Source organism: Streptomyces griseoviridis (assembly GCF_005222485.1).
GTDB lineage: Bacteria > Actinomycetota > Actinomycetes > Streptomycetales > Streptomycetaceae > Streptomyces > Streptomyces hintoniae.
The window spans coordinates 6,256,266-6,279,524 of the sequence record NZ_CP029078.1 but is presented as its reverse complement, the minus strand read 5'-3'; the positions used below and the strand labels follow the sequence as shown (position 1 = coordinate 6,279,524).

Annotated in this window: 25 protein-coding genes and 1 pseudogene; 2 read left to right on the top strand and 24 right to left on the bottom strand. The window is 71.6% G+C overall.

The features are described 5' to 3' along the window. Nucleotides 1–165 precede the first annotated feature (165 nt). The 6 genes from rlmN to rpsB form a co-directional block, all read right to left on the bottom strand. Nucleotides 166–1,272: a 23S rRNA (adenine(2503)-C(2))-methyltransferase RlmN gene (rlmN, locus tag DDJ31_RS27310; RefSeq protein WP_127177732.1), complete on the bottom strand. Its 1,107-nt coding sequence runs from the start codon at nucleotides 1,270–1,272 to the stop codon at nucleotides 166–168. Between the two features lie 125 nt (nucleotides 1,273–1,397). Then, complete coding sequence (locus tag DDJ31_RS27305) at nucleotides 1,398–2,522, bottom strand: phosphatidate cytidylyltransferase (RefSeq protein WP_127177733.1); 1,125 nt, start codon at nucleotides 2,520–2,522, stop codon at nucleotides 1,398–1,400. After that, nucleotides 2,522–3,079, bottom strand: coding sequence for a ribosome recycling factor (gene frr, locus DDJ31_RS27300; RefSeq protein WP_093827946.1), 558 nt, complete (start codon nucleotides 3,077–3,079; stop codon nucleotides 2,522–2,524). The genes DDJ31_RS27305 and frr overlap by 1 nt, the downstream gene beginning before the upstream one ends. Nucleotides 3,080–3,223: 144 nt before the next feature. Next, nucleotides 3,224–3,982: a UMP kinase gene (pyrH, locus tag DDJ31_RS27295; RefSeq protein ID WP_127177734.1), complete on the bottom strand. Its 759-nt coding sequence runs from the start codon at nucleotides 3,980–3,982 to the stop codon at nucleotides 3,224–3,226. A gap of 171 nt (nucleotides 3,983–4,153) precedes the next feature. Further along, complete coding sequence (tsf, locus tag DDJ31_RS27290; protein ID WP_127177735.1) at nucleotides 4,154–4,990, bottom strand: translation elongation factor Ts; 837 nt, start codon at nucleotides 4,988–4,990, stop codon at nucleotides 4,154–4,156. A gap of 95 nt (nucleotides 4,991–5,085) precedes the next feature. Beyond that, nucleotides 5,086–6,018 carry a 30S ribosomal protein S2 gene (gene rpsB, locus DDJ31_RS27285; RefSeq protein ID WP_127177736.1) on the bottom strand — a complete coding sequence of 311 codons (933 nt, stop codon included), beginning with the start codon at nucleotides 6,016–6,018 and terminating at the stop codon, nucleotides 5,086–5,088. Between the two features lie 441 nt (nucleotides 6,019–6,459). Between rpsB and DDJ31_RS39325 the strand changes: the two are divergent. After that, nucleotides 6,460–7,008: pseudogene (locus DDJ31_RS39325) on the top strand (M23 family metallopeptidase); the annotation flags it as partial. Between the two features lie 218 nt (nucleotides 7,009–7,226). On the opposite strand, the gene DDJ31_RS27275 reads toward DDJ31_RS39325, so the two are convergent. From DDJ31_RS27275 to proS, 18 genes are all read right to left on the bottom strand, one after another. Beyond that, nucleotides 7,227–7,784, bottom strand: a complete 558-nt coding sequence (locus tag DDJ31_RS27275) for a TetR/AcrR family transcriptional regulator (RefSeq protein ID WP_127182588.1) — start codon at nucleotides 7,782–7,784, stop codon at nucleotides 7,227–7,229. 95 nt (nucleotides 7,785–7,879) lie between these two features. Beyond that, nucleotides 7,880–8,722 (bottom strand): RNA polymerase sigma factor WhiG, encoded by an 843-nt coding sequence (gene whiG / locus DDJ31_RS27270; RefSeq protein WP_127177737.1) that lies wholly within the window; start codon nucleotides 8,720–8,722, stop codon nucleotides 7,880–7,882. A 239-nt stretch (nucleotides 8,723–8,961) separates the two neighbouring features. Continuing rightward, a complete protein-coding gene (gene dprA / locus DDJ31_RS27265; protein WP_127177738.1) occupies nucleotides 8,962–10,098 on the bottom strand; it encodes a DNA-processing protein DprA in 1,137 nt (378 codons plus the stop codon). A gap of 233 nt (nucleotides 10,099–10,331) precedes the next feature. Then, a complete protein-coding gene (locus DDJ31_RS27260; RefSeq protein ID WP_127177739.1) occupies nucleotides 10,332–11,945 on the bottom strand; it encodes a YifB family Mg chelatase-like AAA ATPase in 1,614 nt (537 codons plus the stop codon). A 1-nt stretch (nucleotide 11,946) separates the two neighbouring features. Then, complete coding sequence (locus DDJ31_RS27255) at nucleotides 11,947–12,402, bottom strand: YraN family protein (RefSeq protein ID WP_127177740.1); 456 nt, start codon at nucleotides 12,400–12,402, stop codon at nucleotides 11,947–11,949. Nucleotides 12,403–12,527: 125 nt separating this feature from the next. Then, on the bottom strand, nucleotides 12,528–12,836 hold the full coding sequence (locus DDJ31_RS27250) for a DUF2469 domain-containing protein (protein ID WP_003965949.1): 309 nt from the start codon (nucleotides 12,834–12,836) through the stop codon (nucleotides 12,528–12,530). A gap of 56 nt (nucleotides 12,837–12,892) precedes the next feature. After that, the gene (locus DDJ31_RS27245) at nucleotides 12,893–13,405 is read right to left on the bottom strand and encodes an NUDIX hydrolase (RefSeq protein ID WP_127177741.1); all 513 of its coding nucleotides are present in this window, start codon (nucleotides 13,403–13,405) and stop codon (nucleotides 12,893–12,895) included. Beyond that, entirely contained in the window at nucleotides 13,395–14,180 is a 786-nt protein-coding gene (gene lepB / locus DDJ31_RS27240; protein ID WP_127177742.1) for a signal peptidase I, read from the bottom strand. Before lepB (DDJ31_RS27240) ends, DDJ31_RS27245 begins: the two co-directional genes overlap by 11 nt. 34 nt (nucleotides 14,181–14,214) lie before the next feature. Beyond that, the gene (gene lepB, locus DDJ31_RS27235) at nucleotides 14,215–15,207 is read right to left on the bottom strand and encodes a signal peptidase I (RefSeq protein ID WP_127177743.1); all 993 of its coding nucleotides are present in this window, start codon (nucleotides 15,205–15,207) and stop codon (nucleotides 14,215–14,217) included. Further along, nucleotides 15,095–16,204, bottom strand: a complete 1,110-nt coding sequence (lepB, locus tag DDJ31_RS27230) for a signal peptidase I (protein ID WP_127177744.1) — start codon at nucleotides 16,202–16,204, stop codon at nucleotides 15,095–15,097. The genes lepB (DDJ31_RS27235) and lepB (DDJ31_RS27230) overlap by 113 nt, the downstream gene beginning before the upstream one ends. Further along, a complete protein-coding gene (gene lepB, locus DDJ31_RS27225; RefSeq protein WP_127177745.1) occupies nucleotides 16,197–16,919 on the bottom strand; it encodes a signal peptidase I in 723 nt (240 codons plus the stop codon). Before lepB (DDJ31_RS27225) ends, lepB (DDJ31_RS27230) begins: the two co-directional genes overlap by 8 nt. Nucleotides 16,920–16,964: 45 nt before the next feature. After that, nucleotides 16,965–17,315 (bottom strand): 50S ribosomal protein L19, encoded by a 351-nt coding sequence (gene rplS, locus DDJ31_RS27220; protein ID WP_010353847.1) that lies wholly within the window; start codon nucleotides 17,313–17,315, stop codon nucleotides 16,965–16,967. Between the two features lie 138 nt (nucleotides 17,316–17,453). After that, nucleotides 17,454–18,287 (bottom strand): tRNA (guanosine(37)-N1)-methyltransferase TrmD, encoded by an 834-nt coding sequence (gene trmD / locus DDJ31_RS27215; protein ID WP_127177746.1) that lies wholly within the window; start codon nucleotides 18,285–18,287, stop codon nucleotides 17,454–17,456. Beyond that, nucleotides 18,287–18,829, bottom strand: a complete 543-nt coding sequence (rimM, locus tag DDJ31_RS27210) for a ribosome maturation factor RimM (protein WP_127177747.1) — start codon at nucleotides 18,827–18,829, stop codon at nucleotides 18,287–18,289. The genes trmD and rimM overlap by 1 nt, the downstream gene beginning before the upstream one ends. An 85-nt stretch (nucleotides 18,830–18,914) precedes the next feature. Further along, the gene (locus tag DDJ31_RS27205) at nucleotides 18,915–19,154 is read right to left on the bottom strand and encodes an RNA-binding protein (protein ID WP_093827906.1); all 240 of its coding nucleotides are present in this window, start codon (nucleotides 19,152–19,154) and stop codon (nucleotides 18,915–18,917) included. 2 nt (nucleotides 19,155–19,156) lie between these two features. Then, entirely contained in the window at nucleotides 19,157–19,585 is a 429-nt protein-coding gene (gene rpsP, locus DDJ31_RS27200) for a 30S ribosomal protein S16 (protein WP_127177748.1), read from the bottom strand. 346 nt (nucleotides 19,586–19,931) lie between these two features. After that, nucleotides 19,932–20,528, bottom strand: coding sequence for a hypothetical protein (locus tag DDJ31_RS27195; protein WP_127177749.1), 597 nt, complete (start codon nucleotides 20,526–20,528; stop codon nucleotides 19,932–19,934). A 260-nt stretch (nucleotides 20,529–20,788) separates the two neighbouring features. Continuing rightward, complete coding sequence (gene proS / locus DDJ31_RS27190; protein ID WP_127177750.1) at nucleotides 20,789–22,204, bottom strand: proline--tRNA ligase; 1,416 nt, start codon at nucleotides 22,202–22,204, stop codon at nucleotides 20,789–20,791. 196 nt (nucleotides 22,205–22,400) lie between these two features. Here proS and DDJ31_RS27185 point away from each other — a divergent pair, with 196 nt between their 5' ends. Further along, nucleotides 22,401–23,234, top strand: coding sequence for an SAM-dependent methyltransferase (locus DDJ31_RS27185; RefSeq protein ID WP_127177751.1), 834 nt, complete (start codon nucleotides 22,401–22,403; stop codon nucleotides 23,232–23,234). Nucleotides 23,235–23,259 lie beyond the last annotated feature (25 nt).

Genomic DNA, 23,259 nt, shown 5'->3' with positions numbered 1-23,259 from the left:
CGGCTCCCGGGCAGGGCGCAACAGCATGAGTAGTGTCCGAACTTCCTACCCAGAATGACCTGGGCGAGGTTCAGAGGGTCTGCGGCCCGGTTGCCGCACTCTCAGCGCTGTGGCGCTCCCCTGTCGGAATATGAAGATGTGAGATGGCTGGATTACGGGCCCAGGTTACCGCTCGGTGGCGGCGAGCTGACCACAGGCACCGTCGATCTCCTGCCCGCGGGTGTCCCGGACGGTCACCGGCACCCCGTGGGCGGCGATGGCCTCCACGAACGCCTTCTCGTCCTCGGGCCGCGAGGCGGTCCACTTCGAGCCCGGCGTGGGGTTCAGCGGGATCAGGTTGACGTGCACGGGCTTGCCCCGCAGGAGCCGCCCGAGCCGGTCACCGCGCCACGCCTGGTCGTTGATGTCCCGGATCAGCGCGTACTCGATGGAGAGGCGCCGCCCGGAGCGCTCGACGTACTCGAACCCGGCGTCCAGGACCTCGCGCACCTTCCAGCGGGTGTTCACCGGGACGAGGGTGTCGCGCAGCTCGTCGTCGGGGGCGTGCAGGGAGATCGCGAGCCGGCACCTGAAGCCCTCGTCGGCGAACCGGTTGATGGCCGGGACCAGACCGACCGTCGACACGGTGATGCCGCGCTGCGAGAGGCCGAGGCCGTCGGGGGCGGGGTCGGTGAGGGCGCGGATCGAGCCGACGACCCGCTTGTAGTTGGCGAGCGGCTCGCCCATGCCCATGAAGACGATGTTGGAGAGCCGCGCGGGCCCGCCCGGCACCTCGCCGTCACGCAGCGCCCGCATGCCGTCGACGATCTGGTGCACGATCTCGCCGGTCGACAGGTTCCGGTCGAGACCGGCCTGCCCCGTCGCACAGAACGGGCAGTTCATCCCGCAGCCGGCCTGCGAGCTGATGCACATGGTGACCCGGTCCGGGTAGCGCATCAGCACCGACTCGACGAGCGTCCCGTCGAAGAGGCGCCACAGGGTCTTGCGGGTGGCGCCCTCGTCGGTCGACAGATGCCGCACGACGGTCATCAGCTCGGGCAGCAGCGCCTCGCGCAGTCTCTCGCGGGAGCCGGCCGGGATGTCCGTCCACTCGGCCGGGTCGTGGGCGTAGCGCGCAAAGTAGTGCTGCGAGAGCTGCTTGGCGCGGAACGGCTTCTCCCCGATCTCGGCCACGGCGTCCTTGCGCTCGGCGGGCGTGAGGTCGGCGAGATGCCGCGGCGGCTTCTTGGCGGCGCGCGGGGCGACGAATGTGAGTTCTCCGGGCTTGGGCATGGTCGTCCCAGTGTCGCAGATCCGACGGAATGCCCCGCGCGCCCTGTGGACAACGGGCCCCCCGGCATGCGAGAGCCCCGGCGAAATCGCTCGCCGGGGTCTCGTTCGCGCAGGTGGCGGCCGGGTCAGCCGGAACCGACGAACAGCACGAGGAGCAGCCAGACCACCGGTGCCGTCGGCAGCAGGGAGTCGAGCCGGTCCATGATGCCGCCGTGGCCCGGCAGCAGCGTGCCCATGTCCTTGATGCCGAGGTCCCGCTTGATCATGGACTCGCCGAGGTCGCCCAGGGTCGCGGTGGCGGCGACCGCGAAGCCGATCACCAGACCCTGCCACCAGGTGCCGTCGTCGATCAGGAACTGCACGCACAGCGCACCGGCCACCATGGCGAAGGTGACCGCGCCGATGAGACCCTCGCGGGTCTTTCCCGGGCTGATGCGCGGGGCGAGCTTGTGGGTGCCGAAGCGCCAGCCGACGGCGTAGGCGCCGGTGTCGCTGACGACGGTCAGCACCAGGAACGTCAGCACCCGCCAGGGACCGTCGTCGGCGGTGAGCATCATCGCGACGAACGTGGCGAGGAACGGCACGTAGAACGCGGCGAAGACACCGGCCGTGACGTCCTTGAGGTAGCCCTCGGGGGGCTCTGTCATCCGCCAGACGAGCACGGCGAGCGCGGTGAGCGCCATGGCCACCCAGGCGCCCTCGGGGCCCCTGACGTACCCGGCGACGACCATCGCGGCACCGCCGACCGCCAGCGGCACCAGGGGCGCCTTGATGCCCTTGCGCTCCTGGAGCCGACTGGTCAGCTCCCAGAGCCCGACGACCACCGCGACCGTTATGACACCGACGAACGCCGCCTTGACGAAGAACAGGGACGCGACGATCACCACACCCAGTCCGACCCCGACCCCTATGGCCGCGCCCAGGTCACGGCCCGCGCTCTTCTTCTGCGGTGCGGGCGCCGGCTGCGGGGCGTCGGGCATGGGCTCCGGATTCTGCTGGGCCGCCGGGTGGGGCGGCGCGTGCGGCGTGTCGTCGCGGAACGGGGGACCGCTCCACGGAGCGGCCCCCCGGTCGTCATCCTGGTCTCCGCCGGACGCGGGTCCCTCGGGCACGATGGGCATGGGGCGAGTCTGCTGCGCCTGCGGCGCATCGTACGCGGGACCCGCCGGGGCAGCCCCCTGGACCGGCCGCTGGTCGGGCGGCCCCCAGTACCCGGTCTGCTGCGGCGCTCCCCAGGAAGAGTCGTTCATCAGACCTCGAGCAGCTCCGCTTCCTTGTGCTTGAGCAGCTCGTCCACCTGGGCGACGTACTTCGCGGTGGTGTCGTCGAGCTCCTTCTCCGCGCGGCGGCCCTCGTCCTCGCCGACCTCGCCGTCCTTGACGAGCTTGTCGATGGCGTCCTTGGCCTTGCGGCGCACGGAGCGGATCGACACCTTGGAGTCCTCGGCCTTGCCCTTGGCGACCTTGATGTAGTCGCGGCGGCGCTCCTCGGTCAGCTCGGGGAACACCACGCGGATGATGTTGCCGTCGTTGCTGGGGTTGACGCCCAGGTCCGAGTCGCGGATGGCCTGCTCGATGTTGCGCAGGGCCGTCTTGTCGAACGGGGTCACGACGGCCATCCGCGGCTCCGGCACGGAGAACGAGGCCAGCTGGTTGATCGGCGTCGGTGCGCCGTAGTAGTCGGCCACGATCTTGTTGAACATCGCCGGGTGCGCCCTGCCGGTACGGATCGCGGCGAAGTCCTCCTTGGCGACCACGACGGCCTTCTCCATCTTCTCCTCGGCCTCGAGGAGGGTCTCTTCGATCACCACTTGCTCCTGCGTGTCTTGAGTGAGGCCCGGCTGCTGTTCCTGGTCAGGGCGGCGGCCGGCTGCGTCGCGTCTTGTTCCTGCACGGTTCCCGACCGGCGGGACATTGTCCATCCCCCGGTCAGGCTCCGCGGGTGTCGTCCGTCAGTGCCGACCGTCCTGGTCACCCACAAGCGTGCCGATCTTCTCACCCTTGACGGCGCGGGCGATATTGCCCTCGGCCAGAAGCTCGAAGACGAGGATCGGGAGCTTGTTGTCGCGGCACAGCGTGACGGCGGTGGCGTCGGCGACCTTGAGGTCACGGGTGATGACCTCGCCGTACCCGAGCGCGTCGAACTTGACCGCGTCGGGGTTGGTCTTGGGGTCGGAGTCGTAGACCCCGTCCACGCCGTTCTTGCCCATGAGGAGCGCCTCGGCGTCGATCTCCAGGGCGCGCTGGGCGGCGGTGGTGTCGGTGGAGAAGTACGGCATGCCCATGCCCGCGCCGAAGATGACGACACGGCCCTTCTCCAGGTGCCGCACGGCGCGCAGCGGAATGTACGGCTCGGCGACCTGGCCCATGGTGATGGCGGTCTGGACGCGGCTGTCGATGCCCTCCTTCTCCAGGAAGTCCTGGAGGGCGAGGCAGTTCATCACGGTGCCGAGCATGCCCATGTAGTCGGAGCGGGCCCGGTCCATGCCGCGCTGCTGGAGTTCGGCGCCGCGGAAGAAGTTGCCGCCGCCGATGACGACGGCGACCTCGGCGCCGTCGCGGACGACGGCCGCGATCTCACGGGCGATCTTGTGCACCACGTCGGGGTCGACGCCAAGGCCGCCGCCGCCGGAGAACGCCTCTCCTGACAGCTTCAGCAGAAACCGTCCGCGTACCTTGCCGTCGTCGCTTTTCTGGGGCTTGGTGGTCATCGTCGAGTTCCCGCCTCTTTCACGCTGGTGCACATACCAAGAAGGCCATTGCCGCTGGGGTGTCGTTCGCATCCCATGCTCGGCAATGGCCTCCTCGTCAGATCTACTGGCGTCCGTCACGCGCGTGTGCCCTCGACCCTATCGGGAGTGGGCGCCGGTCGCGGTACGGACTCAGATGCCGACCTTGATGCGCGAGAAGCGCTTCAGGGTGACACCGGCCTCGTCCAGAACCTTCTGGACCGACTTCTTGTTGTCGAGCGCGTACGGCTGGCCGAGCAGCGTGGCGTCCTTGAAGAAGCCGTTGAGACGACCCTCGACGATCTTGGCGATCGCGGCCTCGGGCTTGCCCTCGGCGCGGGTGGTCTCCTCGGCGATGCGCCGCTCGGACTCGATGACGTCGGCCGGGACGTCGTCCTTGGCCAGGTACTTCGGCGCGAAGGCGGCGATGTGCTGGGCGACACCCTTGGCGATCTCGGCGTTCGGCTTGTCCAGCTCGACGAGGACACCGATCTGCGGGGGCAGGTCGGGCATCGTGCGGTGCATGTACGCGCTCACGAAGCCGCCGGAGAACTGCGCGAAGCGGTCCAGGACGATCTTCTCGCCGAGGTTGGCGTTGGCCTCGTCGACGAACGCCTGGACGGTCTTGCCGGCCTCGATCTCGGAGGCGAGCAGCGCCTCCAGGTCGGCCGGGGAGGTCTTGGCGACGTGCTCGGCGATCTGCCGGGCCACGGTCTGGAACTTGTCGCCCTTGGCGACGAAGTCCGTCTCGCACTTCAGCTCGACCAGGACACCGGAGGTGTTGTCGTCGGCGATGAGGGACACCACGGCGCCGTTCTCCGCGGAGCGGCCCTCGCGCTTGGCGACGCCCTTCTGGCCCTTGATCCGGAGCGCCTCGACGGCCTTGTCGACGTTGCCCTCGGCCTCGTCCAGCGCCTTCTTGCAGTCCATCATGCCGGCGCCCGTGAGCTCGCGGAGCTTCTTGACGTCGGCGGCGGTGTAGTTCGCCATGATTCCTGGAATCTCTCTCGAAGTCTGAAGATCTACGGGCCGAACGGCGGGGGCTTCGCGGCCCCCGCCGTTCACAACCCGAAGGGGTGAGGGGGTCAGGCCTGCTCGGCGTCCGCGGCCGGGGCCTCGGCGGGGGCCTCGGCGGCCTCCTCGGCAGGGGCCTCGACGGCGGCTTCGGCCGGAGCCTCGGCCTGCTCGGCGTCGGCGACCTTCTCGGTCTCGGCGGAGGTCTGGACCTCGGCGTCGTCGGCCTTCTTCTCGCCCTCGAGCAGGTCGCGCTCCCACTCGGCCAGCGGCTCGCTGGCGGCCTTCTCGCCCTTGTCACCGGTGGCGACGCCGGAACGGGAGATGAGGCCCTCGGCGACGGCGTCGGCGATCACGCGGGTGAGCAGGGTGACGGAGCGGATCGCGTCGTCGTTGCCCGGGATCTTGTAGTCGACCTCGTCGGGGTCGCAGTTGGTGTCGAGGATGGCGACGACCGGGATGTTGAGCTTCCGGGCCTCACCGACCGCGATGTGCTCCTTCTTGGTGTCCACGATCCAGACGGCGCTGGGCACCTTCTGCATCTCGCGGATACCACCGAGGGTCTTCTCCAGCTTGGCCTTCTCGCGCGACAGCACGAGAAGCTCCTTCTTGGTGAGACCCGACGCGGCGACGTCGTCGAAGTCGATCTGCTCAAGCTCCTTGAGGCGCTGCAGACGCTTGTAGACGGTGGAGAAGTTGGTGAGCATGCCGCCCAGCCAGCGCTGGTTGACGTAGGGCATGCCGACGCGGGTGGCCTGCTCGGCGATGGCCTCCTGCGCCTGCTTCTTCGTGCCGACGAACATGACCGTGCCGCCGTGGGCGACGGTCTCCTTGACGAACTCGTAGGCGCGGTCGATGTACGACAGCGACTGGAGCAGGTCGATGATGTAGATGCCGTTGCGCTCGGTGAAGATGAAGCGCTTCATCTTCGGGTTCCAGCGACGGGTCTGGTGACCGAAGTGGACGCCGCTTTCCAGCAGCTCCCGCATCGTGACGACGGCCATGGCCGTTCTCCTTGGATTTCTCGGTTGTGCCGCGGATGCCGGACGGCTTCCGCGCCTGACGCCCGCGTGCGCCCTGCCACGAAGGACCGAGGGGCGCTGACACGGGCCGGTGAGGGCCTCGTGCCGGGGCGTGCGAAGTCGACCCGGTGACCCGGATCGCCAGAAGAAGTGTACGGGACCCGCGAGGTACCGGGTGACGCCGTTGTCCACAACCGACGAGTACTCCACAGGGCCGGGCCGCGCTCGCCCGTTTCCCGTCACGGTACGAGCATGCGACGAACGAAGTGGTGCGCGCCCCGACGCGCGACGGGGACCGGGCGGGCGGTCGCCGACCGACGCGCGGCGAAAACCGGGCCGGCGGTCGCCGACCGACGCGGGACGGGGGCGCGGCCGGGCGCCGGCGGGGCCGGCCCGCTGCCCGTGCTGCCCTTGGTGCCCCTGCTGCTGTTGCTGTTGCTGTTGCTGTTGCTTCTCCACGCGGTACCGCCGCCCGCTCGGCCGACGCCGGGAGGCCTCGCGGCCGGCCGCGGCACGGTGCCCGCCGCCGCCCCGGTGGTCCCGATGATCGCGACCGCCTGGCCGGTGGGGACACGGCCGCCGGTGACGCGCGGCTGGGAGCCCCCGGCGACGGCCTACGGGCCGGGGCACCGGGGCGTGGACCTGGCGACGGCGGCGGGGGCGCGGGTCAGGGCGGTGGCGGCGGGCCGGGTGACCTTCGCGGGCCGGGTGGCCGGACGGGGTGTGGTGTCGGTGGCCCTGGCGGGCACCTCGCTGCGCACCACGTACGAGCCGGTCAGCGCCACGGTCCTGGTGGGCGACGAGGTGGCGGCGGGCGCCGTCGTCGGCACGGTGGAGGCGACGGGCTCGCACTGCGCGACGGCCTGCCTGCACTGGGGCCTGCTCAGCGGCGAGACCTATCTCGACCCGCTGGCACTGCTCCCGCCGTGGCTGCGAAACTCCGGCCCGTCGAGACTGCTGCCGGTACCCGGGACACGGCCGCGAGCCCTACCGGCAGCTCGGGAGGCGCGACCGCGAGCCCTACCGGCACCCCGGACACGACCGCGAGCCCTACCGGCAGCTCGGGAGGCGCGACCGCGAGCCCTACCGGCGCCCCGGACACGACCGCGAGCCCTGCTGGTACCCGGGGGCTCGGGCGCGAGCCCTGCCCGCACCCAGGCCACGGCCACGGCCACGGACCGTGGGAGGGGTCAGCCCCGCACGCCCCGCAGGGCCATCGCGACCGCCGCCTCCGTGATCGTCTCCGGTTCCTCCGCCGCGCCCAGCTCGATACGGCGGACCGCCGCGTCCACGACGCCCTGGAGGAGCATCGCGGCGAGCCGGGGTTCGGCGTGCCCCAGCTCCGCGAGGGCCTCGACGATCATCGCGACGAGCCCGCCGTGCGCGGCCCGGATCTTCTCCCGGGCGCCGGCGTCCAGCTCGCTCGCGGAGATGGCGACGACGGCCCGGTGGCGGCGGTCGCCGACCAGCGCGAGCTGCCGGCGCACATACGCCTCGACCTTGCCCTCCGGCGTCCCGGCCCGCTCCATCGCCAGCGAGACCTCGGCCGCCCAGACCGGGAAGTCGACCTCGCACAGCTCCTCGACCACGGCCGCCCGCGACCTGAAGTACTCGTACACGGAGGACCGCGCGAGCCCCGTCCGCTCGGCCAGCGCGGGGAAGGTCAGCGCCTCCGTACCGCCCTCGGACAGGAGGGACCGCGCCGCGTCCAGCAGGGCGGCTCGCTGCATCGTCCGGTGCTCGGCCACGGAGGCCGCTCGAATCCTTGGCACGTCGACCACTCTACGGACGGACCGCCTCCGGCGGGAGTCGCTGCACCGGTACGGACCGCGACCCGTTCCGGTCAGCGGCCGAAACTCGCCAGCTTGGCGCGCAGCTGGAGCACGGACTTGGTGTGGATCTGGCTGACCCGGCTCTCGGTGACCCCGAGCACGTTGCCGATCTCCGCGAGCGTGAGCCCCTCGTAGTAGTAGAGGGTCACGACGGTCTTCTCACGGTCGGGCAGCGTGTTGATGGCCCGCGCCAGGAACCGCCGCAGCTCCCGGTCCTCGGCGACCTCCACCGGGTTGTCGGCGGCGGTGTCCTCCAGGGTGTCCATGAGGCTGAGCCGGTCGCCGCTCTCGCCGCCCACGTGCAGCAGTTCCTCCAGCGCCACTACGTTGGCCAGCGACAACTGGCTGAACACCGCGTGCAGGTCGTCGACCGCGATGCCCAGCTCGGCGGCCACCTCGCCCTCCGAGGGGGTGCGCCTGAGCCGCGCCTCCAGGGTCGCGTACGCCCGCTCCACGTTCCGCGCCTTCTGCCGCACGGATCGCGGGATCCAGTCGAGCGCGCGCAGCTCGTCGATCATCGCGCCCCGGATCCGGGTGATCGCGTACGTCTCGAACTTGATCTCCCGGTCGACGTCGAACTTCTCGATCGCGTCGATCAGCCCGAACACCCCGGAGGAGACGAAGTCGGCCTGCTCGACGTTGGGCGGCAGGCCGACGCTCACCCGGCCCGCGACGTACTTCACCAGCGGCGAGTAGTGCAGGATCAGCTGCTCCCGCAACCGCTCGTCGCCCGTCGTCTTGTACGACCGCCACAGTTCGTCGAGCGTCGACGGCGCCGGCGGCCGGACGCCGCCACCGTCACGGGCGGCTGGGGGGATGGCCGCCCGGTCGGACCCGGAGGTGTGCTGAGGCATTCGTCGCCTTGTGCCGTTCTGCCGTGAAGTGGGGGTGCCTTGGTGAGGTGTCGGTCTGCTGTCGAGTTGGCCGCCTTGGTCGCGATCCTTGTGAGCGTAGCGTGACTGACACGTCGCAGTGCGCGAGGAGCCCGGCGGGAGGCGTGCGCAGATACGTTCCTGTTGACACCCCCGCCGGGTCACGCCGATCGCGCCGCGCGACCCGGTCCCGACGTCAACTGCGGGAATTTGCAACGGTGTCAGGCTTCCCCCGGACGGCCCAGCCCGCCCGGTCCGCGCCGACTTCGGGGCGCGCGGACCGAGATCACCGCCTGGCGTGTCAACTTCCAGCCGTCGCCATGTCGTTCGACGTACCCGAGTGAGCGGAGCTCGTACAGCCTCGCGACCGCGTCGTCCTCGGTGGTCTGCGCCCCGCGGGCGATCAGGGCGACCCCGGCCGTGCCGCTGCCCGGCAGCGCGGCGAGGACCTGCCGGGCGGCGGGTTCGAGCAGGTCGCGCGGGAGCACGGGCCCCTGTCCCACCGGTGCGAGGTCGCCCATCTCCCCCACCAGCTCGACGACTTCCGCCGCGCCGGTGACCAGCACGGCGTCCGCGCGCAGCAGTTCGTGCACCCCGGCGGAGAGCCCGCTGGTGACAGGACCCGGCACCCCCATGGTGTGCCGCCCGAGCCGCAGCGCGGCCCGCGCGGTGGACAGGGAGCCGCTGCGGTGGGCGGCCTCCACGACGACGGTGCCCCTGGTCAGGGCGGCGATGACCCGGTTGCGGACGACGAATCTGCTGGCCGTCGGATGCTCGCCGGGCGGCAACTCGCCGATCACCAGTCCCTGTTCCGCGATCCTGGCGAACAACTCCGTGTGCCCGCGCGGGTAGGGCCGGTCGACCCCGCAGGCCAGCACGGCGACGGTGGCGCCGCCCGCCCCGAGGGCGCCCCGGTGCGCGGCGCCGTCGACCCCGAAGGCACCGCCGGACACCACCACCCAGCCGCGTTCGGCGAGGCCGGAGGCGAGGGTGGCGGCCACCTGGGCGCCGTACTCGGTGCAGGCGCGGGCGCCGACCACGGCGACGGATCTGAGCGCCCACATCCGCAGGCTGGGCCGCCCCCGCACCCACAGCCCCAGCGGCCGGCCGTCCCCGAGGTCGTCCAGCTGCCGGGGCCACTCGACGTCCCCCGGGCACACGAACCGCACGCCCGCCCGGCGGGCGGTGTCGAGATCCCGTCGCGCCCCGCCGTCCCGCGCCCGTGCCAGCAGCCCGGCCCACCGCCGGTCGGTCACCCCGACGAGTTGCGGCCCGCCGTCCCGCAGCCGCCGCGCCACCTCGACGGCCCCCCACTCCCGGAGCCACCGCCCGCCCACCTCGTCCCCGGGTTCGAGCACCCGGGTGAGGAAGGCACGGGCCCCGGAGTCCGAACCGAGCGCGTGGTCGCCGTCGCCGAGGCCACCGCCACCGTCACACCCCGCACCGGAGCCGCCCGCACCCCACGGACCTCCCGTGCCTCCGTCGTCTCTCCCTTCTCCCCCGTCATCCGAACCGAAGCCGCCCCGACCCCAGTGGCCTCCCCCGTCTCCCGCGTCTCCCGCGTCCGCTCCGTCCCGTCCCCCGGCGCCCCTCACCGCAATCCCCCGATGGCCATCGGCACCCCTCGGGGCACCCCCGTGCGCAGTTGCAGTGCCAGCGCCACGTCCGTCGCGTCGGGCCTGGCGTGGCCGACCAGGTCGGCGACGCTCCAGGCGACCCGCAGGACCCGGTCGAGCCCGCGGGCGGTGAGGACGCCCCGTTCGAGACCGCCCTCGGCCTCGTCCATGGCGCCCCGCTCCGCGTGCCACCGGCTGCGCAGCTCGCGTCCCGGCACCTCGCTGTTGGAGCGCCACGGGGTGCCGGCGAGGCGGGCCGCGGCCCGTTCCCGCGCCGCCCTGACCCGGTCGGCGACCGCCGCCGTCGACTCGCCCCTGGCCCCGCGCTCGGTCAGCTGGGCCCGGGTCACCCGGTCCACCTGGACCCGGAGGTCGACCCGGTCGAGCAGCGGCCCGGAGAGGCGGGCCTGGTAGCGGCGGATCGCGGACGGCGGGCACTCGCAGAAGTCGTCCGCGAGGGTGAACCGGCCGCACGGGCAGGGGTTGGCCGCGAGCACCATCAGGAACTTCGCCGGGAACCGCACGACGCCCGCGCTCCGCGCGATGACGACATGTCCCGCCTCCAGGGGCTGGCGCAGCGCGTCGAGCGCCTGCCCGCTGAACTCGGGGGTCTCGTCGAGAAAGAGCACGCCCCGGTGGGAGAGGGACACCGCGCCCGGCCGTGCGATTCCGTGTCCGCCGCCCACCAGCGCCTGCATGGTGGCCGAGTGGTGCGGGGCGCAGTACGGGGCGACGTCGATCATGGGTTTGCCCGGTGGCAGCAGCCCCGCCACCGAGTGGACCGCGGTGACCTCAAGGGACTCCTGGCGGCCGAGGGCGGGCAGGATCGCGGGCAGCCGTTCGGCGAGCATCGTCTTGCCCGCGCCCGGCGGACCCTCCAGGAAGAGGTGGTGGCCTCCGGCGGCGGCGACCTCGACGGCCGTCCTGGCCGACAGCTGGCCGACCACGTCGGCGAGGTCGTGCCCCTGGTCGGGCGCCGCGTGCATCCCGGTGGCCGCGCCGGTGCCCGGGACCCGGAGGCCCGCCATGAGCGGATCGGGGCGGCCGAGGTCGTCGGGCTCCTCCTCGGGCACCGGTTCGTCGGCGAGGACGGCGATGAGCTGCCGCAGGCTGCGCACCCCGAGCACCGAGACCCCGGGCACGAGCGACGCCTCGGCGGCGGCGCACTCGGGCACGACGACCTGGTCGTAGCCCGCGTCGGCGGCGGCGATCACCGCGGGCAGGATGCCCCGGACCGGCCGCACCCGCCCGTCGAGACCCAGCTCCCCGATCATCACGAGGTCCACCATCACGCGGGGGTCGATCCGCTCGGCGGCGCCGAGGATCGCGCAGGCGACGGCGAGGTCGAACCCGGAGCCGGCCTTGGGCACCGAGGCCGGGCTCAGCCCCACGGTGAGTTTCTTCGACGGCCACGCCGTCCCGGAGTTGACCACCGCCGCCCGTACCCGGTCCCGGCTCTCGCTCAGGCTCTTGTCCGGCAGCCCGACCAGCGTGAACGCGGCCACCCCGGGCTCCAGGTCGGCCTGGACCTCGACGACGACTCCCTCGACGCCGACCAGCGCCACCGAGCAGGTCCGTGCGAACCCCATGTCAGGCCACCCCCCGCGCGTGCTCGACCACGGGTGCGCCGCGGTCGGGGAGGGTGACCCCGACCAGGTCGATCCGGACGCCGCCGGGCGGGGCCCCGCCGTGGGTGTGGATCCAGCGCTCGGCGAGGTCCCGCAGCCGCCGCGCCTTGTCGGGGGTCACCGCGGCCATCGGATGCTCGTAGGAGCCGCCCCTGCGGGTCTTGACCTCGCAGACGACGAGGGTGTCGCCGTCGCCGGCCACGATGTCGATCTCGCCGGTCCTGCCGCAGCGCCAGTTGCGCGCAAGGACCGTCATCCCGGCCTCGGCGAGCCGCCGGGCGGCCAGCTCCTCGCCGTACCTGCCCAGCGCGCCACGGCGCGCGTCGCCGTTCGTGGTCGCGTTCGCGGTCGCGTTCGCGTTCGCGGGTCCGTGTGTCCCGCCGTCCGTGCTGTCCTGTGTCCTGCCGTATGTGCTCATGTGGGCACCACCTCCGGCGCCCAATGTCACGCGACCGCACCCAAGATGTGGATCTTGGTGGACGGCTCGGTGATTGTGGACAACTCCGCCACCCTCACGAGTGACGGTCGTCCACGCTCCGCCCGTCAGCCCCCCGGAAGCTCCAGGTCGCTCTTGTTCAGCTCTTCGATGTTCACGTCCTTGAACGTGAGGACCCGAACCTGTTTCACGAAGCGGGCCGGCCTGTACATGTCCCACACCCAGGCGTCCGCCATCGACACCTCGAAGAAGACCTCACCCTGGACCGAGTGCACCTGCATCTCGTAGTCGTTGGTGAGATAGAAACGCCGCTCGGTCTCGATCACGTATTTGAACAGACCGACGACATCGCGGTACTCCCGGTAGAGCTTCAGCTCCATCTCGGTCTCGTACTTTTCGAGGTCCTCGGCGCTCATGGCATGTTCCCCTTCAGCCGTGCGATCCCACCATTGTGCGCCAGTACCGGGAGCCTCTAGACGATTTCCGTCTCAAGGATCTCGGGTGTGGCCGGTGGACCGTCGTCGAGCAGTCTGGTCAGCATCTCGGCGAGTCTGGTCGGATACACCGTCTCATGGGCCCGGGTCAGTTCCCGACACGTCCACCAGCGCGCTCCGGCGACACTGCGCCGTTCCAGTTCGGTGAGCCCGGCCGGCTCGGTCGCGGTCTGGGCCGTGCGGGCCAGGAAGTACGACTCGTCCTGGTCCCAGCGCCGTCCCGCGAAGGGGAAGGAGCAGCGGCGGCGCCACACCAGCGGGCCCAGCTCGATCTCGGTGATCCCGGTCTCCTCGCGGAGTTCCCGCCTGGCGGCCTCCTCCAAGGTCTCGTCGCCCTCGACACCGCCGCCGGGGGTGAACCACCAGTCGTCCGAGGTGTCGTCCGGCTCGTGCCCGTGCAGGAGCAGGATGCGGTCGTCGGGGTCGAGCAGGACCACTCGGGCGACCGTGCGCACGCCGTCGCCCGGGGTGTCGGCGGGTTCAGCGGGCACCCACGGGCTCCGTCCGGGTGCGGGCCGCGCCTCGGCGGCGGCCGAACAGTCCGGCGAGCGGCCCGTAGGCGCCGCCGCCGAGCACCAGCACCGCGCCCGCGACGATCAGCGCGACGATCGGGCGCAGCGGGCCCGGCTCTGAGAGGGCGCCGAGGGTCTCGAAGCCGGTGGGCTTGGGGAGCATGCCGTCCATCGGCCAGACCACGGCGTCCACGCGGGCCTTCACGGCGCCGCGCGCGACCGTGCCGCCGGCGGCGTCGGTGAGGTGGGCGGTGGAGTCGAGGGAGCCCTGGCGTTCGTCGCCGAGCAGGAACAGCCGTCCCTCGGGGACCTTCACGGTGGGGAAGCCGGTGGTCTCGGCGAGGCTGCCCTTGGGCAGGTAGGGCTCGTCGATCGGCTTGCCGTCGACGGTCAGCCTGCCGTCGGTGCAGCAGGCGACCGTGTCGCCGCCGACCGCGACCACACGCTTGACGACGGACGCGTTGGTGACCCAGGACCTGTCGTCGAAGACGACGACGTCGCCCCGGCGTATCTCGTCGCCGTCGATCCGCTGGGCCAGGACGCGGTCACCGGCGGCGATGGTGGGCGACATGGAGCCGGTCGGCACGGTGTAGGGCCGGTAGAGCACCGCTCCCCAGGCGAATCCGCCGAGGAACATCACGATGCCGAGTCCCACCGCGAGGCCGGACAGCCGCTGTCCGAGCCTGCCGCCCGCCCGCGCGGTGCCGGTGCCGCCGCCGTGCGGGGCCGTACGTGTCGTGCTCTCGCCACCCATGGATCCGCACCCTACCCGGCGGTACGTGGGCCGGTCAGCCCTTCGTGACCTCAGGCGCGATCCTGCGCCGGCGCCACCACAGGGCCACCGGGACCGCGCCGACGAGGGCGACGGCGTTCGGCGCGACCGTCAGGGGCGCCGCTGACGTCTTCTGGTCGCTCAGGCCGGGCTGGTCGAAGGTGTCGGGGACCGGGAGGGTGCTCCAGCGGTTGACCGGCCAGGCGATCACGATGGCGCGGCCGACGACGTCCTTCACCGGGACCATGCCGTGGTGCGCGTCGTCCTGGTTGTAGCGGGAGTCGCGGGAGTTCTGCCGGTGGTCGCCCATCACCCAGAGGTAGCCCTTGGGGATCTTGACGGTGAACTGGCCGCCCTGGTCGTCGACGCTGCACGGGGTGTTGCCCGGGTAGACGAACGAGGCGTCGTTGAGCGCCTTGCCGTTGACCTTCAGCGGGCCGGAGTTCTTGCAGGAGACGGTGTCGCCGCCGACCCCGATGACCCGCTTGATGAGGTCCTTCTCCTCGGCGGACGGCATCAGGCCGATCCAGCTGAGGACCTTCTGGAGGGCGTTCGGGTTGGCCGTGGGCTCGCCCGCCAGCCAGTTGTCCGGGTCGTGGAAGACGACGACCTCGCCGCGCTCGGGCTCGGAGCCGAACCACGGGGTGAGCTTGTCCACCAGGACCCGGTCGCCCTGCTGGAGGGTGTTCTGCATCGAGTCCGACGGGATCGAGAACGCCTGCACCAGGAACGTCTTGATGATCAGCGCGAGCACCAGCGCGATGCCGATCAGGATCGGCAGTTCCTTCCAGAAGGAGCGCTGCTGCCGCTGCGGGGGAGCGTCGTCGCCCGGCCCCTGGCCGTCGGACCCGGTCTGCGCGTCGGGCCCGGGGACCTCGTCGGCAGGTCGTCCGGTGTCACTCCCGGAGTTCACGGCGCCGTTCCCGGCCGGGTCCGCCGCGTCCACGGGACGTCCGCGGTGCTCCTCGCCGTCGTGTCCGGACCGTGCGCCAACCGCCACATCCCCCACGCCAACTCCTTACTCCGTGCCACCGCCCGCGCCACACACGGCGCAGGCCCACCACTCCCATAACGAGCGGGAGTTCCGCAGGGGTCGGGAGTCGGATCGATCCGTTCGGATCGTCGGGGGCAACCCTATGCGACACCTGGGGAACGGCGGTCGCCCCCGACACGGAGTTGGAGACCGAGGAGAAAGTTTTAGGTTCCTTGAGGGTGTTCCAGTGTCCGAAAGGCCACGCGATGACCATCGCGCGTCCCACCACGGAGTTCTCGGAGACGGTGCCGCCGTAGTCGGTGTCCTGGTGGGCGCGGGAGTCCGCCGAGTTGGCCCGGTGGTCCCCCATCACCCACAGCCGCCCCCGCGGGACGGTGATGTCGAACGCCTGCGTGGAGGGGGCGTTGCCGGGATACAGGTAGGCGCCCTCGTCGAGCGGAACGCCGTTGACGGTCACCCGGCCCTGCGCGTCACAGCACGTGACGCGGTCGCCGCCGACGCCGACGACCCTCTTGATGAGGTCCTTCTCGTTGTCGGAGGGCAGCAGGCCGATGAAGGTGAGCCCCTCCTTGACCTGCTTGACGACGATCGGGTCGTTCTTCTTGGTGGTGCTCTGCTCGTCCTGGAGCCAGCCGCCGGGGTCCTTGAAGACGACGACGTCGCCGCGCTGAGGCTTGGAGCCGAACCACGGTGTGAACTTGTCGACCAGGACGCGGTCGCCGATCTGGATGGTCTGTTCCATGGAGCCCGACGGGATCACGAACGCCTGGAGCAGGAACGTCTTCAGGACCAGCGCGATCAGGACCGCGACGCCGACCAGGAGCGGTATCTCCTTGACCGCGCTGCGCCGCCGCCGTCGTTTGACCTTGCGCTGGAGCCTGCGGCGGTCGGCGCGGGTGCGGCCGGCGCCCTGCCCGCCGCCGCCTCCGCCGCTGGTGCGCCTGACCCCGGTGGGCAGCAGGTTCTCGGCCGCGCTGGTCGGCACCCCGCGCGGTCTGCCGCGGTTACCCATGGGCACCGCCGGCGGCGGCACCGGGCACGCGCGCGTAGGCGGCGGGACGGTGCAGGCGGGTCCAGTGCGTGCGGGGCCAGATGATCCAGTCGGCCCGTCCGACGACGGCGCCGAGCGGGATCATCCCGCCGCCCGGGGAGCCGAGGTGGTCGCGGGAGTCGCTGGAGTCGCCGCGGTGGTCGCCGAGCAGGAACAGGGTCCCGGCGGGCACGACCACGTCGAAGGGGACCGAGGAGGGGCTGTCGCCCGGAAACAGGAACGTCGACTCGTCGACCGCCCGGCCGTTCACCTTGATCCTCCCGTCCTCGTCGCAGCAGACCACCCGGTCTCCCCCCACACCCACGACGCGTTTGATGTAGTCGGCGTCCCCGAAGTACCCGGTGCCGTCGAAGACGACGACATCACCGCGGCGCGGCTCGGCACCGAAACGGTACGCCAACTTATCTACGAGAACGCGGTCCCCGATCCTCAATCCCTGTTCCATGGATCCGCTCGGGATCTGGAACGGTTGCACCACGAACGTGTTCAGCAGCAGCAGGAGGACCAGCCCGAGCAGGAGGGTGAGGCTGATCAGGCCGCCGGGCAGGACCGCGGAGATCCGGTGGTGCAACGCGAAACGCGACCGTCCCTCCGGTCCTGCCGCGTCCGAGGGGTCCCCGGGTGCGGAAGGGCGGGAGGAGCGGTCGCGCTCCGTCGACTGTGCTTCGGTGTCCATCGGGGACCGATGTTATCGGCCCCCGGCGCGACTCCGGGAAAGCGCTCAGTTGTCGCGCTTCTCCTTGATCTTCGCGGCCTTGCCGCGCAGCTCACGGAGGTAGTACAGCTTCGCGCGACGCACGTCACCGCGGGTGACGAGCTCGATCTTCTCCACGATCGGGGTGTGCACCGGGAAGGTGCGCTCGACGCCGACGGAGAAGGAGACCTTGCGGACCGTGAAGGTCTCGCGCACGCCGGCGCCCTGACGGCGGATGACGACGCCCTTGAACTGCTGCACACGGGAGCGGTTGCCCTCGATGACGCGCACGTGGACGTTGACGGTGTCGCCGGGGCGGAACGCCGGGACGTCGCTGCGCAGCGACGCGGAGTCGACGGTGTCGAGCAGGTGAGACATTTTTTGTCTGCTTTCTTCGCTGATGCCACAGGTCATCAACGGCATCTATTACGGTCAGGAGGACTGTCGTACGGGTCGGGGCGGACGTCGTCTCCCCCTGTGGCAGGGGCGTTCACCGGACGGCCGGACGGCAGCGTTCTATTCTTCCACGGCCGGTGGCCTGCGCCAAAATCGGCCGTGGGCGGCGCCCTCGGGATCGGGCGCCCAGCCGAGGATGGAGAGCATCTCGCGGTCCTTCTTGTCGAAGGCCTCGGGGGCGCAGCGCTCGATCAGGTCGGGCCGGTGGGCGGCCGTGCGGGTGAGCGCCTCGTCGCGGCGCCAGCGGGCGATCTTCCCGTGGTGGCCGCTGAGCAGCACCTCGGGGATGTCCCGGCCGCGCCACAGGGGCGGCTTGGTGTAGACGGGGCCCTCCAGCAGGTTGGCCATGGCGCCGGGCGCGAAGGAGTCGTCGCGGTGCGACTCGGCGTTGCCGAGGACGCCGGGCAGCAGCCGGGCCACGGCCTCGGTGACGACCAGGACGGCCGCCTCGCCGCCGGCCAGCACGTAGTCGCCGATGGACACCTCGTAAACCGGCATCCGGGTCGCGTACTCGTCGATGACCCGCCGGTCGATGCCCTCGTAGCGGGCGGGCGTGAAGATCAGCCAGGGCCGTTCGGACAGCTCGACGGCGAGTTCCTGGGTGAACGGGCGTCCGCTCGGGGTGGGCACGATCAGCGCGGGGCTGCCGACGCCGCGTTCGTAGCCGTCGGCGAGCGCGGAGTCGAGGGCGTCGCCCCACGGGCCGGTCTTCATGACCATGCCGGGTCCGCCGCCGTAGGGGGTGTCGTCGACCGTGTTGTGGCGGTCGTAGGCCCACTCCCGCAGGTCGTGCACGTGGACGTCGAGCTGGCCGCGCGCGCGGGCCTTGCCGACCAGTGAGACGTTCAGCGGTTCGAGGTACTCGGGGAAGATCGTGACGACGTCGAGCCGCATCAGGGCTCGTCCCGGTCTGAGGCGACGTCGGCGCGGTCGTCGATGAGGCCGGGCGGCGGGGCGATGACGGCCTTCTGCTCCTGGAGGTCGATCTCGACGACGATCTCCTCGACGAACGGGATCATCACCTCGGTGCCGTCGGGGCGCTCGACGATGAAGAGGTCCTGGGAGGGCAGGTGGGAGATCTCGGTGATGCGGCCGATCTCGGTGCCGTCCTCGGTGACCACGTCGAGGTCCATCAGCTGGTGGTCGTAGTACTCGTCGTCGCCGTCCGGCAGTTCCTCCGGGTCGATCTCGGCGATCAGCAGGGTGTTGCGCAGGGCGTCCGCGCCGGTGCGGTCGGTGACGCCCGCGAAGCGCAGCAGCAGCCTGCCGCTGTGCACGCGGCCGGTCTCGATGGTGAGCGGGCCCGTCGAGGCGGGCTCCGTGGTGAGGACGGCGCCGGGCCCGAGCCGCAGCTCCGGCTCGTCGGTGCGGACCTCGACGGTGACCTCGCCCCGCAGTCCGTGGGCACGGCCGATCCGTGCGACTACCAGCTGCACTTGTGACGTTCTCCTGTTCTGGAACGACTACGGGCCGGGGACGGCCAGTGGCCTTCCCCGGCCCGAGCCGGTGCTGCGTTCGACGTCAGCGGACGTTGTCCACGTCGACGAGGTCGACCCGGACTCCGCGACCGCCGATGGCACCCACGACGGTGCGCAGAGCGCGCGCGGTGCGGCCGTTGCGGCCGATCACCTTGCCGAGGTCGTCGGGGTGGACCCGGACCTCGAGCACGCGCCCGCGACGCAGGGTGCGCGAGGCGACCTGCACTTCGTCAGGGTTGTCGACGATGCCCTTCACGAGGTGCTCGAGAGCCTCCTCGAGCATGCTCAGGCCTCGGTCGACTCGGAGGAAGAGGACTCAGCGGCGGCCTCGTCCTTCTTCTCGGCCTTCTTCTTCTGGGTGATGGCCTCACCCTTGCCCTCGTCGTCGCCGCCCAGAGCCTCGAACGACGGACGGACCGCCTTCGGGGCCGGCTGGAGCAGCGGCGCCGGGGCGGGCTCGCCCTTGAACTTCTGCCAGTCGCCGGTCTTCTTCAGGATGGCGAGGACGGGCTCGGTCGGCTGCGCGCCGACGGAGAGCCAGTACGCGGCGCGGTCGGCGTCGACCTCGATGCGCGACGGGTTCTGCACCGGGTGGTACAGGCCGATCTCCTCGATGGCCCGGCCGTCACGGCGGGTACGGGAGTCGGCGACGACGATGCGGTAGTGAGGCGAACGGATCTTGCCCAGACGCTTCAGCTTGATCTTGACTGCCACGGGAGTGGGTTCTCCTGGATTGACGTGATGGGGCACGGCAGGTCGGCCGCGTGGGGTTGCGGTACCCGAGTGCCCGATGGACGCGTCAGTCGGAGGAGAGAGGGGTCCTGTTCGACTGTCGAGTACAGCTTGCCATTGTGCCACACACGGGGGACGCCCCTCACCGGGGGGAACGGGGGGCGCGACCCGGGGGACGGGGAGGCCGCGGGAACGGCGCCAGGACGGACGGGGACGCGCCTGGGGGGGCACCCGACGTCTCGGGTGCCCGCAGGCCGCGCACGTCCTGGGAGCGGGGCGACGGGTCGCTAGGAAGGCCAGGAGGCGGCTGCCACGAACAGCCGCCTCCTCACGCCGCGCCCACGACCTCCGGGATCCGGAACGGCTTCCCGCAGCCTCCGCACACGATCGGGGCCTGGGCCAGCACGGACGGGACGACCCGTACATTGCGCCCGCAGTCGCAGACGGCCTTGACCCGGACGCCGCCCCCGGAGGAGCCGTGCCGGGCGGCCGGACCCCGGAAGGAGCGCGCGGTGTCGGAGGAGGTGGCCGCCGTGTGGGCCTTCAGCGCGCGCTGGAGGCGTTCGATGGTGGGCCGGTAGCGGCGCTTGGCCTCGGGGTTCAGTGTGACGAGGGAGAAGCCGCTGCTCGGATGCGGTTCCTCGGGGTGGTCGAGGCCCAGTTCCTCGGCGATCGCGAGGAATCTGCGGTTGTGGTACCGGCCGGCCCGGGAGGTGTCGCGCACGCCGCGTGCGGCGGCGATGCCGTGGACTGCCTCATGGAGCAGTCGCTCGAAGGAGAGCTCGTGACCGCATGCGGACGAGGACTCCCCGATCAGGGACTCTGGCGCGGCGAGATCTGGCAGCTCGGGGTGGTACCGCTGAATGTCGGCCCACGCCTGCGCCAGCTCCGCGGCGAGAACAGGTGGTGTCTGTGTCGTGCTCACGTAATGACAACGAGCGGGGGTACCGCTGTGTTCCTATTCCGGGCCATCCCAAATAATTTGCACGTACCCGTCAGTTGCCGCTGATGCGTCCTGACGAGGGCGGGTGCGCTGATCTGCGGAGAAGCCGCACAGCTCGGTCCAAGCTGGTGCGTAGTCCTCCGTACGCACCGGCGCGTAGACGGTGTCCACGCGCCGGTGCGAGACCGATCGGCCGGTGCGCAAGGCGGCTTTCGGCCGCTCTCCTCGCGCACCGCCCCGGGTCAGTAGGCGCGTGCCACGACAGCGACGTTACCGGGGCTGTCGTCGGCCGCGGGCACCGACCCGTCCTCGGCGACGAGACAGCGCACGGTGACCCCGTGCTCACCCAGTCGCGCCTCGCCCTCGGGACCGAGCGCCGACCACGGCAGCCGCGCCCAGCCGCCGCCGGTGGCCACCTCGACCGCCTCGTCGAACGTCGCCACCTCGCTCGTCCGGGAGATCCGGCGCTCGCGGGACTGGGCGAGCAGCAGCGCCTGGTCGGCCTCCAGGACGCCGGGCAGCAGACCGGGGAGCGACTCGACGGAGACCGGCTCCTTGCCGCCGGGGATGCGGCGCACCAGCATCGCGGTGCCGCTCGCCAGGTCGCGGGGTCCGATCTCGATCCGGACCGGCACGCCCTTCAGCTCCCAGTCGACGGCGCGGCGGCCGAACGGCGTGTCCGTGCGGACGTCCACCCGGGCCCGGACGCCGGCCTTCGTCAGCCGGTCGGCCAGCTCGCGGACCGCGGCGAGAACCGCCTCGTCCTCCTTGACGGCCACGACGACCACCTGGACCGCGGCGAGCCGGGGCGGCACCCGCAGGCCGTTGTCGTCGCCGTGCGTCATCACCAGGGCGCCGATCATCCGGGTGGTGGAGCCCCAGGAGGTCTGCCAGACGTACTCCTGGCCGCCGTCCTTCGAGAGGTACCGGGTGTCGAAGGCCTTGGCGAAGTTCTGGCCCAACTCGTGGCTGGTGGCGAGCTGGAGCGCCTTGCCGTCGCCCATCATGCCTTCGAGGGTGAGGGTGTTGATCGCTCCGGCGAACCGCTCCCTGACCGTCTTGCGGCCCGCTACGACGTCCATGGCGAGGACGTTCTCCATGAAGTCGGCGTAGACGTCGCGGTGGATGTGGGCCGCGTAGTCGCGGGCGTCCTCGCGACTGGCGTGGGCGGTGTGGCCCTCCTGCCAGAGGAACTCGGTGGTGCGCAGGAAGACCCGCGGGCGCAGCTCCCAACGGACCACGTTGGCCCACTGGTTGATGAGCAGGGGCAGATCGCGGTAGCTCTGCACCCACTTGGAGAAGTACTCGTTGATGATCGTCTCGGAGGTCGGCCTGACGACGACCGGCTCCTCCAGCTCCTTGCCGCCCCCGTGCGTGACGACGGCGAGTTCCGGCGCGAAGCCCTCGACGTGCTCGGCCTCCCTGGTCAGGTAGGACTGCGGGATGAACAGCGGGAAGTAGGCGTTCTGGGCGCCGGCCTCCTTGATGCGCGCGTCCATCTCCTGCTGCATCCGCTCCCACAGGCCGTAGCCGTACGGTCGGATGACCATGGTGCCGCGCACCGGGCCGTTGTCGGCCAGTTCCGCCTTGTTGATCAGGTCCTGGTACCAGCGCGGGAAGTCGTCGGCCCGCGGGGTGAGAACGGGGGGCTTTGCCATGGCGCGATGGTACGGGTCCACGTTGCCGGAATGTGAATTCTCGCCACTCGCGACAGCGGGCGGCAACGAGGCGCCACAAACCCTGGACGCGGCCGGTGGCGCGGAGTTACCTGGCATACGGGGAGGGAGTGCGACCGCTTGTCAGGGGGCCACCGAAACGAGCACAGCGAACTCGCTGCGGATTGGGGCGCTTTAGATGACACCTACGCTCGTGCGTCAGCACCCGGCTCATGTGCGGCAGCGGGCCCGCGTGGACCCGTGCGCCCGCGCGCGTGACTGGTCCGAGATCCAGGAGCGGATGCTGGTCCCGCTGGTCGAGGCCGTCCACGAGCGCCTTGACGTGGGTGCGCAGACGCGCCTGTTGGGCCTCGGCTGCGGCTCGGGGCTCGCCCTGCTGATGGCGTCGGCCAGAGGCGCGCGGGTCACCGGCGTCGAGTCCGACTCTCCCGAACTGCTCGCGCTCGCGCGCCGGCGGCTGCTGCCCGACCGCGCGGCGACCGCGCCGGCCGGGGCCCGGCTGGTCTTCGGCTCGCCCGGGGACGCGGCCGACGCGCGGACCCCCGCGTTCACCGTGGTGACCGCCTTCGACCCGGTGGGGTGCCTGGCCGGTGACGCGCGGCGGCTCGGTGAACGGCTGCGGTCCGCGGTGGCGCTCGCCGCGCGCGGGGCGGCCGTGGTGCTGACCGGCTGGGGGCCGCCCGAGCGCTGCGCCACCTCGGCGGTGGTGCGGGCGGCGGCCGGGGCGCAGGCGGGCGCGGGGGCGCGCCGCGACGACCTGGAGGAGATCGCGCACCGGGCCGGGCTGCGCCCGGACGGATCGGGCCGGGTGTCCTGCCCGTTCGGCTACGCGGGCCGGGAGAGCGCGGTGCGCGGTCTGCTGTCCACGGGCCTCTTCGACGGGGCGGTCGCGGCGACCGACCGGACGCAGGTGGTGAAGGAGCTGACGGAGTCCCTGCATCCGTACCTGCGCCCGGACGGCACGGTGTGGATGCCGAACATCTTCCGCTACCTGGTCGCGCGGGTGCCGTAGACGCGGCGGTCGGCGGGGCGGGGCC